This window comes from Acinetobacter sp. YH12140 (assembly GCF_013418475.1).
In the GTDB taxonomy this organism is placed as follows: Bacteria; Pseudomonadota; Gammaproteobacteria; order Pseudomonadales; family Moraxellaceae; genus Acinetobacter; species Acinetobacter amyesii.
Genome location: NZ_VPBZ01000007.1, coordinates 16,490 through 29,329, shown reverse-complemented (window position 1 = coordinate 29,329; position 12,840 = coordinate 16,490). Strand labels below are relative to the sequence as shown.

The 12,840-nt window shown below is 41.4% G+C and carries 11 protein-coding genes and 4 tRNA genes; 8 read left to right on the top strand and 7 right to left on the bottom strand.

From position 1 onward, the window contains the following. Positions 1-94 precede the first annotated feature (94 nt). Positions 95-409, bottom strand: coding sequence for a PEGA domain-containing protein (locus FTU75_RS11080; protein WP_257223771.1), 315 nt, complete (start codon positions 407-409; stop codon positions 95-97). Positions 410-583: 174 nt separating this feature from the next. Further along, on the bottom strand, positions 584-3,001 hold the full coding sequence (gene rnr / locus FTU75_RS11075; protein ID WP_180115971.1) for a ribonuclease R: 2,418 nt from the start codon (positions 2,999-3,001) through the stop codon (positions 584-586). 268 nt (positions 3,002-3,269) lie between these two features. On the opposite strand from rnr, the gene FTU75_RS11070 reads away from it, so the two are divergent. The 4 genes from FTU75_RS11070 (at position 3,270) to FTU75_RS11055 (ending at position 4,133) form a co-directional block, all read left to right on the top strand. Further along, positions 3,270-3,359 (top strand) — tRNA-Ser (locus FTU75_RS11070). Between the two features lie 15 nt (positions 3,360-3,374). After that, a tRNA-Arg gene (locus FTU75_RS11065) sits at positions 3,375-3,451 on the top strand. 45 nt (positions 3,452-3,496) lie between these two features. Continuing rightward, a tRNA-Arg gene (locus tag FTU75_RS11060) sits at positions 3,497-3,573 on the top strand. 483 nt (positions 3,574-4,056) lie between these two features. Further along, positions 4,057-4,133, top strand: a tRNA-Arg gene (locus tag FTU75_RS11055). Between the two features lie 93 nt (positions 4,134-4,226). On the opposite strand, the gene FTU75_RS11050 is transcribed toward FTU75_RS11055, so the two are convergent. Next, positions 4,227-5,531: an SRPBCC family protein gene (locus tag FTU75_RS11050; RefSeq protein WP_373685864.1), complete on the bottom strand. Its 1,305-nt coding sequence runs from the start codon at positions 5,529-5,531 to the stop codon at positions 4,227-4,229. Positions 5,532-5,694: 163 nt separating this feature from the next. Here FTU75_RS11050 and FTU75_RS11045 point away from each other — a divergent pair, with 163 nt between their 5' ends. Continuing rightward, positions 5,695-6,192, top strand: coding sequence for a YcxB family protein (locus FTU75_RS11045; RefSeq protein ID WP_180115970.1), 498 nt, complete (start codon positions 5,695-5,697; stop codon positions 6,190-6,192). 32 nt (positions 6,193-6,224) lie between these two features. Continuing rightward, positions 6,225-6,866, top strand: a complete 642-nt coding sequence (locus FTU75_RS11040) for a fumarylacetoacetate hydrolase family protein (protein WP_180115969.1) — start codon at positions 6,225-6,227, stop codon at positions 6,864-6,866. A 53-nt stretch (positions 6,867-6,919) separates the two neighbouring features. Here FTU75_RS11040 and FTU75_RS11035 read toward each other — a convergent pair whose 3' ends face one another. Then, positions 6,920-7,693: a tetratricopeptide repeat protein gene (locus FTU75_RS11035; protein ID WP_180115968.1), complete on the bottom strand. Its 774-nt coding sequence runs from the start codon at positions 7,691-7,693 to the stop codon at positions 6,920-6,922. Between the two features lie 96 nt (positions 7,694-7,789). Continuing rightward, positions 7,790-8,605, bottom strand: coding sequence for a helix-turn-helix domain-containing protein (locus FTU75_RS11030; RefSeq protein WP_180115967.1), 816 nt, complete (start codon positions 8,603-8,605; stop codon positions 7,790-7,792). Positions 8,606-8,708: 103 nt separating this feature from the next. Here FTU75_RS11030 and FTU75_RS11025 point away from each other — a divergent pair, with 103 nt between their 5' ends. Next, positions 8,709-9,638, top strand: coding sequence for a DMT family transporter (locus tag FTU75_RS11025; RefSeq protein ID WP_180115966.1), 930 nt, complete (start codon positions 8,709-8,711; stop codon positions 9,636-9,638). 52 nt (positions 9,639-9,690) lie between these two features. On the opposite strand, the gene FTU75_RS11020 is transcribed toward FTU75_RS11025, so the two are convergent. Beyond that, on the bottom strand, positions 9,691-10,938 hold the full coding sequence (locus FTU75_RS11020) for a YihY family inner membrane protein (RefSeq protein ID WP_180035679.1): 1,248 nt from the start codon (positions 10,936-10,938) through the stop codon (positions 9,691-9,693). Between the two features lie 112 nt (positions 10,939-11,050). Between FTU75_RS11020 and wrbA the strand changes: the two genes are divergently transcribed. Continuing rightward, on the top strand, positions 11,051-11,644 hold the full coding sequence (gene wrbA / locus FTU75_RS11015) for an NAD(P)H:quinone oxidoreductase (RefSeq protein WP_180115965.1): 594 nt from the start codon (positions 11,051-11,053) through the stop codon (positions 11,642-11,644). A 611-nt stretch (positions 11,645-12,255) separates the two neighbouring features. Here the strand turns inward: wrbA and FTU75_RS11010 are convergent. After that, positions 12,256-12,654, bottom strand: coding sequence for a hypothetical protein (locus FTU75_RS11010; RefSeq protein ID WP_180049320.1), 399 nt, complete (start codon positions 12,652-12,654; stop codon positions 12,256-12,258). Between the last annotated feature and the right edge of the window lie 186 nt (positions 12,655-12,840).

Sequence of the window (12,840 nt, the reverse complement as noted above, 5' to 3'; positions counted from 1 at the left end):
GATGTAGGGTTTGTTGCGGGTTAAATCAAGGTTTATATTTTTATTCTTTATTATGAAATAAAAAGCCTACATGTAATGCAGGCTTAATGATGAATTAACAATCAGGATCAATCACAAAATTTGTTTGATTGAATTTCTGCCACGAGCCTGTTGCCGCACCATCAACCACTAAAATAGAAATAATTCCCCAGTCGACTAAAACCCCGAGAAGGGTTGTAGGGTCAAACGTTTTTGTAGGAACGACTGTAATCGTTTTACAGCCTGTTTTTTCAGCCTTTAAAACATAGTTTTCTTTCTTTTTAAAAGTATAAACAGCATTGTTTTTACCCATATACTCTTCATTTACATAGAGTTTTGCATCGGCATCGTTACTACGAATGTTGACCGTTTGAGATGAACCATTAAACATGGTTGCACACCCTGTGCTGAATAAAATTGAACATGTTAGTAGTACAGTAAATATTGTTTTCATAATAACCGCCGTTAAAAGACGGCTAGAAGATAGAAATATTGGTTGAAATATCAAACATTTAATTTTAGTTTTAGAATCAAAAAGAGCGCCGAAGCGCTCTTGATTTAAACCTTAATCCGCAGATGATTTTGCATTGGATTTTTTCTTTTTCGGTTTTGATTTTTTCTTCACTTTATCTTTAGCCTTCGCTTCAGATTTGCTTGCAGATTTTTTAGCAGGCTTTTTACCGAATGAACTGGGCTTAGATTTCGATTTTTTGCGTCGTATGGGCTGTTCTCCATCTTCAGCAGCGTTGGTTTTACGTTCTAAAAAGACTTCTTCTTTGGCTGTAGGTTTTGCAACACGAGGGGCACGCGCGCGAATAGCACGACCTGCATGGCTCAATTGTTGAATCAATTCAAAGTCGATTTTGCGCTCTTCTAGATTCACACCAGCGACTTTAATTTTCACTTCATCGCCGAGACTGAAAACTTGACCTCGAGATTGACCAATTAAGCTCTGACTCGGTTGGTCATAGACAAAGAAGTCATCACCCAATTGGCTGACGTGGATCATGCCATCAACATATAAGTCTTTGAGCGTTACAAACAGGCCAAATTCAGCAGTCGCACTGATGGTGCCGACAAACTCTTCACCCAAATGCTGCTGCATGTAATGGCACTTCAACCATGTAGTGACAGAACGAGAAGCTTCATCTGCACGGCGCTCGGTCGCAGAGAAGTGTTCACCCGCATCATCCAGCGAAGCGCCAGAAATTGGGTAAGGTTTTTTCTTCAATTGTGCTTTGATGGCACGGTGAAGTAACAAGTCTGGATAACGACGGATTGGAGAAGTGAAATGTGTATACGCTTCGTAGGCCAAACCAAAGTGACCTGCATTGTTCGCGCCATAATAGGCTTGCATCATTGAGCGGAGTAAAACCGCATGAATGCTTGGAGCATCAATACGGTCTTTGGTGGCATCAATCACGGCTTGATAGTCGGCCTGAGTTGGCTGTTCAGGGAATGGCAGACCCAATAACTTCACAAAATCACGAACCTTTTGAATGCGTGAGAACTCAGGTGGCTCATGCACACGGTACAGCATCGGAATTTCATTTTTTAATGCATATTCTGCCGCTGCGACGTTTGCCAGCAACATACATTCTTCAATCAGTTTGTGTGCATCATTACGGCTACGCGGTAGGATTTCATTAATACCGCCAAGCTCATCAAAGGTCATATAGGTTTCAACGGTTTCAAATTCCATCGCGTGGCGTTCAGCACGTAAGCCTTTCAACACTTGATACAATTGGAATAGGGTATTGACCGATTTACGTACATCACGGTCGTCAGGAATGGCTTGACTATTACCCTCAAAATATTCGGCCACTTGGGTATAAGTCAAACGAGCTTTTGAATGCATTACACCCGGATAGAATTCAAACTTAGTAACACGACCCGCGCGAGATAAGTTTAAATCACAGACCATACATAAACGGTCTACGTGTGGGTTCAAAGAACATAAACCATTCGACAGCGCTTCAGGCAACATCGGCAATACAAAATGAGGGAAGTACACCGATGTACCGCGCTCTTGAGCTTCGTCATCGAGCGGTTTACCCGGACGTACATAATGGCTGACATCGGCAATTGCCACCACAACGCGATAACCACCACCCGGACGTTTTTCCGCATACACGGCATCATCGAAGTCGCGTGCATCTTCACCATCAATGGTGACAAGTGCTAAATCACGTAAATCGACACGACCTTCACGGTCTTGTTCTGATGGTTCTTTAAAGCTGTCGGCTTCTTGTTGTACCGCTTCAGGGAATTCGTAAGGTAAACCAAACTCTAAAATGGTTTGTGGAATAATAATTTCAGTGTCTACTTTATCTGCCATCGACTGAACAATATGACCTGTCGCAAATTCTTCTTTGGTTGGGTAGCTGTCAATCGCAATACGTACAGAGTCGCCGAGTTTGACTTTGGCATGCTCGATTAATTCTTTTTCTAAAGTAATCGGTTGGTGTGCATTAGGATTTGCCGGCTGAATAAAATATTCACCTTCATACTCAGACACTTTACCAATAATTTCTTTGACACGATGCTGTAGAACTTCAGTAATAAAGCCCCAAGCTTTACCTTTACGGTCAACTGAGGTTTGGCGTACCTTGACGCGGTCACCATTAAAGACCTGACGTAACTCGCGCTCAGGCAATAATAAGTCATCTTCACCGCTAATGCTGGCTGTACCCAGACCTTTAGAGTTGATATAGACCGTTGCTTCATGAGTCGGTTGCTCAGCTGCAAGCTGGAACTTAAATCCATCTTTCATCAACTGACCATCTCGAACCATCGCAATCAGACGATGACTCAGTGCATCAATACTTTTTTGATCGGCAATTTCAAAATGTTCTACAAGATCGGCATGCGACATTGCAGTTTTCAGTTGTTCAATCGTCTCTTGAATTAGAGTACGGCTTGGAATTGGATTGTCATAACGTTCGGCTTCAGCTTTTGCTTCAGGGTCGACCCAGTTTTTCATATGTATTTGGCTTCAAATCAGAAGATTAGGATTAGCATAAGTCATGCAAGCAGATACTGCACGCAATTGATTGCAATAAAGTGTTTTATACCGATATTTTATAAGGTTTAAAGCTGAAATGTAGGGGACAGCAGTGTGCGCTGAACTAATTTTGCACTAATTTTTTGAAAATCGTTTAAAAAATATCTAATTGAGTAAAAAAATGAAAAAAATATAACGACTGTGCTTGCAGTCGTATCATGATCTTTGTATTATGGCGGCACGTTACGGTGAGATGGGTGAGTGGCTGAAACCACATCCCTGCTAAGGATGCATACGGGCAACTGTATCGAGGGTTCGAATCCCTCTCTCACCGCCACGATTTACTTATGTCGCGCTCATAGCTCAGCTGGATAGAGCACTTGGCTACGAACTAAGGGGTCGGGAGTTCGAATCTCTCTGAGCGCACCAATAAGTAAATCTGAAAACGTAGTCTTTTAAGACGACACAAGTTACGCGCTCATAGCTCAGCTGGATAGAGCACTTGGCTACGAACTAAGGGGTCGGGAGTTCGAATCTCTCTGAGCGCACCAACTTGAACAAATTACCGCACATGTTGCGGTTTTTTTGTGCTTGTGATTTATCGTTTTGATATAGCTGTCTTTTGTCTTTTGTCTTTTGTCTTTTGTCTTTTGCTTGGATTGTATAAAAAAAATCTTTTGTCATAAGACAACCCATCAGTAAATTTGATTTTGCTTTTTTCAGCAGATAAACCCTCATTTCAGATGTTCATGGCGATGCATTTTTTAAAGCTAGATAAAGAAAAAGTTGGGTGAGTTAAAGCCGCGATTCAATGATGGCGATAGATTTGTTATCTATCTTGAGCATTTATACGTGAGTATTGCTAAGTTTAAATTCCAAACTTGTGATGCAAAAGCCATTAAAAAAGTAAATCTAGCTGATTTTTAGCGTGTTTAAAGGGTAATTGTTTATTTGCTGTGCGTTTGGTTAAATTTATATGAAAAAGCTCTTAACAAAAAATAAAAATCACGTATAATGAGCCTCATCAAGACGTCGCGCTCATAGCTCAGCTGGATAGAGCACTTGGCTACGAACTAAGGGGTCGGGAGTTCGAATCTCTCTGAGCGCACCAACTTGATCAAGATTGAAAAAACCGCACATGTTGCGGTTTTTTTGTGTCTGAAATATAGCTAAAAACAATAAATTCAGCTCATCACTCGAGGTTCTAACTTAACTTCTGTTTAACTTTGAGTGCAAAGACGGTATTGCCCCCTAAAGCCGGCAACATGTCGTGATACGGCATACTGCGCATAGCACGAAGTAAAAACGGTGCTTTGTCATCAATCTTCATCGCACTGGTCAATTGTAATAACGACCCTTGTTGTAAGGGACGAATATGCATGGCACCTCGGACAAACTTTAAGTCCCCACCTGTCGCGGTGTATTGATTTTGCAGTAAGTCTGGGTAGTTAAAACGCATTTTAAAATCAAAGGGAATATTGATCACGCCTAAACCCACCGAAATTTTATAGTCGGCATCCATGAGGTGCGGATTAATTTTCTGCACTTGCATATGTTTAACTTGTCTTGGAAATAAGTGCTTGAACGAAGACACATTAATCCAGCGCTGTAAGCTCGAAGGCTCTTGTGCATAATATTGAAAACTGGTGCTAAAGCGCATCACTTCATAGTTTTGCCCAAAGGGAACGCGCTGCGCTGTCAAAATAAAGGACACGGGTTCTTTCGAGCTTTGACTTAATTGAGTGACCTTGTCGAGTTGAGAGGCATTTAATTTGTGTTCAGGCAATTGATTTGCAGCGAGAGTTTCACTACTAAAGGCTTTAAATCGGCGCTGTAATGATTCGAGTAAAAAACCATTGGTTCCCGCAGGAATCCCTAATTTGGCATCGGGTAAGGCATTTAATATTTTGCTAAACAAAAAACCTTTGGGCTGATTTAAATCGCCCCATTGGGTCACACTAATCAAGGTGTGTTGTGCGTCAATCTCAAACCATTCAATTTTCCCAGCCCCAAAGGGCACCGGTGCTTGTAGAACCAAACTATTAATGCTGTTGTGATCAATTTGGTGCTGCATCACCACGGTTTCTTTAAAGTTTAAAACCGGAATCGGTGTCGGGATATGGATACGATATTCAACTTGGCTGGTTGAACCTTGCTGTTGCAAAACCTCAGCAGATTTTAGCGTGGGAAATAAGCCGGCGTAGTTTGGATAATTACTGAGTAATCTGGCCACATTTTTGCTGTTGGTTGGGACAACCACAGCGGCACTTTGAAATTTACCAACGACTTTTTGACCTGCTTTCATCGTGGGCAGACTAATCTGCTGTGAGGGATGCGCAAAAATCACGATGTGATCACCGGCAAGATTGGCCAAGGCTTTGGCATTGCCATTAAACAAGTCCAAACTACTAGGAATCTGGGGTTGCCATTGAACGAATTTGGCCCAACTGGTCGATATGCTCAGTCCACTCAGAAACACTAGCACTATCATTATTTTTGTTATCTGCATGTCACATCCTGCGTATGCAATCTTTTATTTGTTGCTGTTTTTAACGTATTTCTAGATGGAAGGGAAGTAGTGAAGTGTTACAACCGACCATTAAAAAGCATGAAGCAAGTTTGAATTGTGGTGTAGTATTTAGCGCAATTCATTTTTAAATATTCATACGCTTATGTCTGAGAATCTACCTGCATTATCGCTGCGCTATTTTTTAAATCTAGAAGAATCACAGGATGGTTTTGCACTAGCTACTTTTGGCAAAAAGCAATTTACGCGTTTTTTAACGCCAGCCATTAGCCTTGGGATTATCATCTGGGGTTTTTACTTGGGTGTAGATGGCGTCGGTGCATACTATGTTGGGCTGGGTGCTTTCTTTTTACTTCTTCAAGGCATCATGCGTTATTGGTTTTTACCGATGATGTTTAAACGCCAGTTTGTAAAATACCAATTAGGCAAAAGTGAACAAGGTATTGATTTATTTCAAGACTATGCAGAAATTCATGCCAATGGTCGTAAGAATGTCTTCCATTATGCTGAAGTGGCAAATTTTGCTGAAGGCAAATTGACCTATATGCTTGAACTGAAAAATAAAACCGTGATTGTTGTTCCGAAAAGTGCATTTAAAAATACTGCGGACCAAGCGATTTTTACCAATACTTTTCAGCACTAAGACAATCTATTCATAACAAAAGAGGGAGTAGTATGCAGTCACGTCCATCTAAAATTGTTTGCGTCGGTCGTAGTTATGCAGATCATGCCAAAGAATTAGGCAATGCAATTCCTGACCGTCCTGTACTTTTTATGAAGCCGCCAAGTGCATTAACCGCATTAGACCAAGGCATCTCATGGAATCCTGCATGGGGCAGTTGCCACTATGAATGCGAATTAAGTTTACGTATTGATCGTCCTTTATCGGCTGAAACTGATCCTCTCAAAGCCTTAGAAGCAGTTGGAGCTGTGACTTTGGGCCTAGATCTGACTTTGCGTGATCTACAAGATGACTTAAAGAAAAAAGGTCAGCCGTGGGAACGTGCCAAAGCTTATGATGGTTCTTGTATCCTTGCGGATTGGGTCGATGTCCAAGAGGTGGTTCAAGATTGGAAAAATGTGCATTACACCTTGCATGTCAATGATGCACTGCGTCAAAACGGTGATACTGCATTGCTAATTTTTGATGTGGGTACATTACTGGCCGATATTAGCCAAGTGTTTAGTCTTGAAGCGGGTGATGTGGTCATGACAGGTACGCCTGCAGGTGTCGCGGCACTACAGTCAGGTGAGCAGTTGAAAATGACCCTAAAAGGAAAAAATCAGGATTATATCTGGACAACCTTTGTCAAATAAACTGTGAACGAAATACAAAAAAGGCTGCTTAATGCAGCCTTTTTTTGATTGATTTATTCAGTGCTACTTGATGGCGGTGGCTCATTGGGTTGTAATGGACCAGTGTCTTTCCATGTTTCATAGGTGTCGGCCATATGCTGTGAGTCGGTGTCTCCCAATGCACCTGCTTTGGCATACCATTGTCGCGCTTTTTTACCATCTCGAATATCATAATGATAATAATGTGCCATTTTCATCGCCGCGTCAGCATCTTGCCCTTGTTCTGCGGCATAGCTTAAATATTCAGCTGCTTTGTCGGGTGTTGAGGAAGGATGTTCAGAAAAATAATGTTGATTTCCCAAGACTTTGATCGCTTCGACATTCTTTTGTTTGGCAGCTTTTTCATACCAAATTTGCGCTTGGTGCTTATCTTGAATTAAGCCTTTTCCCGTGTCGTACATCCAACCAACGGTATATTCAGCAGCAGGATCATGAGTCTTTTTTGCAAGGTCTAGCACCCAGTGTGCAAGGAAAATATTGCCATCTTGCTGCATCTTTCGAATCACTTGATCTGCATGTGGGTTGCCTTGATAGGCTTGAGTCATCAACCATGCGAATGCGTCCGTAGTGCCTTGATCCGCAGCAGCTTTGTACCAATGTACACTTTGTTCGATATTTTGTTCTGTGCCCGTTCCACTGAGGTATAAATCACCCACTTTCATTTGTGCGGTCACATCGCCCGTTTGAGCGGTTTTGAGTGCAGATTTAAATTCACGCTGTTCTTTGGAACTACAAGCCATTAAAAATACGGCAGATAAATACAGCGCTAAAATGGTTTTTTTATTCATTTGAAATGGAATTATTATCATTTTTCGTAGATTTTTTGATCTTAGCGGATTGTTGAATCACTTTATAGAGATACTGTGGGCTAAATTTAAACAAATTTAGGGCTTTAAGGTAGATTTCCTAAACTGATCTGGGGTGCAAAGCATCCATTTTTTAAACATATTTATAAACGCCGAGGCATTGGCATAACCAAGTTCTAAGGCAATATTTTCGACGGTTTGGCCTGCGTTGAGCATGGACATGGCTTTCATGACTTTGAGACGTTGTCGCCATTCATGCAGGGACATCCCAAGTTCTTTTTGACAATAACGCGCTAGAGTACGTTCCGTCATATTTATCCGCTTTGCCAATTGCTCAAGCGCGCTCTGATCTGCAGGATGTTGATGTAAATAATCAAGCAGTTGTTTGAGGGCAGGGTGTTCCGAATGCGGTAAATAACTACTGACCAATTTGGCTTGATGCAGTTGATCTAAGATCACATGAAGCAAGCGTTGATATTCGTCCGTATTTTCCATGAGGTCGGCTTGTTGGTGTAAGAGACGCAAATGGCTGAAGATCGCGGTGACTAATGGTGAGCTGAGTAAAATCCCCGGTTGTTTCGGTAAGTGAGTACATAGCGATTCATGTACATATAAGGTTCCATGTGAAACCGCTGTACGATTTAAACCACTATGTTCTAAATGTGGGGGAAGCCAGATGCCATAAGGCGGTGGGGTAATATAGTCAATCTGATTGATGTTCACTTCCATTACGCCATTAAAGGCATAGACAAACTCGCCCCAAGCATGTCCATGAACGGGATAAACAGACAGTGCAGGATCGTCACGAAAACTGATCCACAGTGCTGCTTGAATTTCATCGTTGGTGGGAAGTTGTTGCAACTGCGTATGATCTGCACGAGCTTTATGACGCATGAAAAATTTTGCCTGAATAAGAAGATCACTTGTCTATTTTGAAGTATATATTTTATTTCTGACAGTTCTATAGTGTTGCTTATCGTATTGTCGAGTAAATAGTGTGGAACAGCGTAAGGCGCTAGATGCAAAAGCTTCTGGTTTGATGATTATTTTGTGCATGATTTTAGGGATTCAACAGGTCATTTTGAAATTGGCCGCGGTTGATATTGCGCCGATCATGCAAATTGCCATCCGATCGGGTTTGGCTGCGCTGTTGGTCTTTCCACTGATTCGTCTTAAGCCGGGGACACATTTATATACTCGAGAATACTTGCTGCCGGGTATCTGGTTGGCGTTTTTATTTTCAGCCGAATTTATTTTAGTGGCAGAATCCCTGCGCTATACCTCTGCATCACATACCGTTGTCTTGCTCTATACCGCACCGATATTCGTGGCACTAGGTTTACATTGGAAGTTGCCTGAAGAAAAGCTTACAGCGATCCAATGGGGCGGTATTTTTATTGCCTTTTCAGGAATAGTACTGTCGTTTATGGGACGTGAAAGTAGTACTACAGTCAACACTCAAGCCCTGTTGGGTGATGCGATGGCATTACTTGCTGGGGTGATGTGGGCCTTGACCACCATTTCATTAAGACTCACCAAACTCTCTGATGCACCTCCGACTCAGACCTTGTTTTATCAGTTGGTTGGTGGTTGTGTATTTTTATTACCCGTGACGTGGCTGACAGGACAAATGACTGTACATTGGACGGTGTTGTCCATCAGCAGTATGATTTTTCATGTGCTCATTATTTCATTTTTTAGCCTGATGCTTTGGTTTTGGCTGTTAAGTAAATATCTGGCCAATGGTCTGGGCGTTTTTTCATTCCTTACCCCAATCTTTGGACTGGTCTTTGGCGTATTGATCTTAAACGAAACGGTTGAACTGAATTTTATCTTGGGGACGGCCTTAGTAATGGTCGGAGTGATGACGGTAACCTTGCATCGATGGTTAGCTAAATTGATGGGACGTCAGTGCACAGCGATCTAAGATTATGTATAAATAAAAAAGGAGAGCTATGGCTCTCCTTTTTTATGTACGGTTATTTTTCTTCAAAAATAGTCGCAAGCGGTATCGAGAGTTTGGCCGCAAGATAATCATCAGATTCGACCAATTGCGGCCCAATTTTTTCCATCCAAAAATCATCTGGATCGACGCGACCTAAATCTTGCCGTTTAGGGAGCGGATAGGGCAGCTTACTGTAAAAACTCCAAAAGTCCACTTGGGTTAAATTACGAACTAAAACATAATGATCATCATCTGTACGTTTAATCAGGTGTTGCTCTTCAAACAATAAAATATAGCTTGGCAGGCGGCCGATTTCGTCACGCCCTAAAACCTCAAGTGCTTCTTTTTCTGTCACGCTCTGACCGAGTTTTTGCTTTTTATAAAATAATTCAAGCAAATCCATCAACATAATCACAGGATGGCGTTTTTGGTCGTTGCCTGAATTGAAAGCTGTCAGTGCATAACTAATTTCTACCCCAATCAGCACGATATTCCATGAAAGGAATATCCAAAGCAGGAAAATTGGCACCGCAGCAAATGCACCATAAACGATTTGATAACTGGTGAAATTTGACATGACAAAACCAAAGAGGTTTTTGAGTAATTCAAATACCACGGCACTAAAGACACCCGCGATCAGCGCCGCCTTAATCGGCACACTGCGGTTGGGAATCGTCCAATACAGAATGAAAAAACCTAAAATGGTCAATGAAAAAGACAAGATCCACAGCAGAAAAGCCCCATCCAGTTCATAGCCGGCAAAATTATTGCTGAGGACATTCATAGAGGCCAAGGTAGATGACACAACAAATGCGCTACCCAGTAAGATTGGGCCTAATGAGATAATAGTCCAATAGCGCATAAAGCCAATAATGCCGCCACGTGTCTCACGCACCCGCCAAATTCGGTTAAATACTGTCTCAATGCTGGTCAGCATCATAACTGTGGTAATGAATAAAAACAGTACACCAATAACAGTCAGGTTACTGGATTTATCGGTGAATGCATTCAGTGCTTTATCAAAAGCAATTGTCGTTTTCGGTAGGAAATTACTATAAATCAATTGTTGAAGCTGTTGACGAGCAGGTTCTAAAGCTTTAATTGAGGAGATGATGACCAAGAATACGGTCAACATGGGTACCACTGCAAACAAGGTGGTATAGGTTAATGATCCTGCTTGTTCACGGCAGCGATCGGCTTCAAAACGTCGAATGACAAATAAAACAAACTGAAACCATTTCTTGTCGTAAAAGGGAAGTTTTTTTAAAAATGCTTCGATCATGCTTTCAAGTCTCGAGTTATTTTAGTCATGTTTATGCAATTTTCATCACTTAGCTTAACCAAAAAATAGGAAAAATACCGTATAGTTTTCTTTTTTCATTGAATTTATAAAAATGACGCAAGCTTATGTACTGGTGCTGTATTACAGCAAATATGGTTCAACACGTGAGATGGCACATTTGATTGCCAATGGAATTGAAGCTTCTGGGATAGCGGTAAAAATACGTACCGTTCCAAATTTATCCACCGTGGTGACTGACGTACAGCCCAGTATTCCTGCCGAAGGCGATATTTACTGTAGCTTAGATGACTTAGCGCATTGTTCAGGTTTAGCCCTTGGTTCACCGACACGTTTTGGCAATATGGCGTCGGAAATGAAATATTTCTGGGATCAAACCACAGCGCTTTGGCTCAATGGCGCATTGCATGGTAAACCTGCCTGTGTGTTTACCAGTTCAGGTTCAATGCATGGCGGACAGGAAAGTACTTTGCTGACCATGCTGCCGCCTTTATTCCATCATGGAATGATGGTTATGGGTTTAAGTAATGCCCATCCTGCATTATCGAATACCAAAACGGGTGGTACGCCCTATGGTGCAAGCCATGTCAGTGGTCCGCGCCATGATCAGTCATTGAGTCAAGATGAGCGAAACTTATGTGAAGAGCAGGGTAAACGCCTAGGCGAAGTGGTCAAAAAGTTGATTTGATACTTACTTGTTCTAGGAAGTTACGCAGACTTTGTAGCGAACGAGCAAGAAAAGGTTTAAATATTGCACTTTTCTTGCTTTATTTACGTGTGACGTCTTTTTATTTATGACGTTGTATACCGCCCAAAATATAAAAATAAATCTGTCGAACCATTCCTGAAATATTAAAAATAAATGATATCAACAATATATTGAAAGTTTTTAAATACAGCCTGCTCAGTGATGGCCTTGAATCGATTTTTGCTGTCTCTTTGGGCGCGTTATTTTTATTTTTTGATTACATGATTTGTATTTAAATTTCTTCTTAGGGGTGTGATGTCTATTATTAATTTTATAATGACTTTCTTATGTTCCATATTGGTTGCATCTTCCTTGTGTACGGCAATGCCAGTTTATACATTATGGATTTCCCGCAAGAGAAAAAGCCGAAGAAAAAGAATTTTTAGCGAAACAAGATCAAGTTAAAGTGGACTCAAAATCTTTAACTGATGTTTCAAAATAATTGATTCGCCATGGTTTTCGAATAGCATTTCAATAGACTAGAAATACATATTAGAAAAACAATAACCTATTAAAAAAGAGCGCTGATGCGCTCTTTTTTAATATCGAAATTAGTCTTGATCCGAAGTCTTTGCAGCGTCTTCAGGCTGTTGCTCAACTTCAAAGCGCTGTTTGCAATCTAAACATTGGTAGTCGAGAAAAATATTTTGATCGACGATCACGCCGGCTTTTTTACCAAAACGGTGTCCGAGAAAACCGCCTGTAATACCGACGCTAATTGCACCGACAAAAGTCCCGATGGTTCCGCCCATAATCACGCCAAGTGGGCCAGCAGTCACGCCCCCAATCGCAGCACCAATAGATGCGCCAGATGCCGCACCACCGACAGTCCCTGCAGCAGTTCCTGCACCACTGAGTAAGACCCCACCAATTTTTTGTAAGTTTTGTTCATGGTTACGCTTTTCAATATGGGTTGATCCACATTTTGGACATTTAACTGTCGTTTCCATGTTTTGCTCTTCTGTATTCATAACTTTCCATAGCCTTAAAAAATAAAGTGGCCGAATTTATGGTGCAGCATAATGTAATTTGACAGATGAGTAGTTGACCCATTCGATCAAATGCAACGATTTTCCTGAATTTTATCGAGTTTTGCACACCGATGTTTTGTCTGCTTGTAACTAAGGCGTTAAAAA

What these genes read in the sequence shown, in the direction of transcription:
- FTU75_RS11080 (WP_257223771.1), bottom strand. Translation starts at nt 409, where the DNA reads ATGTTTAATGGTTCATCTCAAACGGTCAACATTCGTAGTAACGATGCC.
- rnr (WP_180115971.1), bottom strand. Translation starts at nt 3,001, where the DNA reads ATGAAAAACTGGGTCGACCCTGAAGCAAAAGCTGAAGCCGAACGTTAT.
- FTU75_RS11050 (WP_373685864.1), bottom strand. Translation starts at nt 5,531, where the DNA reads ATGCAGATAACAAAAATAATGATAGTGCTAGTGTTTCTGAGTGGACTG.
- FTU75_RS11045 (WP_180115970.1), top strand. Translation starts at nt 5,695, where the DNA reads ATGTCTGAGAATCTACCTGCATTATCGCTGCGCTATTTTTTAAATCTA.
- FTU75_RS11040 (WP_180115969.1), top strand. Translation starts at nt 6,225, where the DNA reads ATGCAGTCACGTCCATCTAAAATTGTTTGCGTCGGTCGTAGTTATGCA.
- FTU75_RS11035 (WP_180115968.1), bottom strand. Translation starts at nt 7,693, where the DNA reads ATGAATAAAAAAACCATTTTAGCGCTGTATTTATCTGCCGTATTTTTA.
- FTU75_RS11030 (WP_180115967.1), bottom strand. Translation starts at nt 8,605, where the DNA reads ATGCGTCATAAAGCTCGTGCAGATCATACGCAGTTGCAACAACTTCCC.
- FTU75_RS11020 (WP_180035679.1), bottom strand. Translation starts at nt 10,938, where the DNA reads ATGATCGAAGCATTTTTAAAAAAACTTCCCTTTTACGACAAGAAATGG.
- wrbA (WP_180115965.1), top strand. Translation starts at nt 11,051, where the DNA reads ATGACGCAAGCTTATGTACTGGTGCTGTATTACAGCAAATATGGTTCA.
- FTU75_RS11010 (WP_180049320.1), bottom strand. Translation starts at nt 12,654, where the DNA reads ATGGAAACGACAGTTAAATGTCCAAAATGTGGATCAACCCATATTGAA.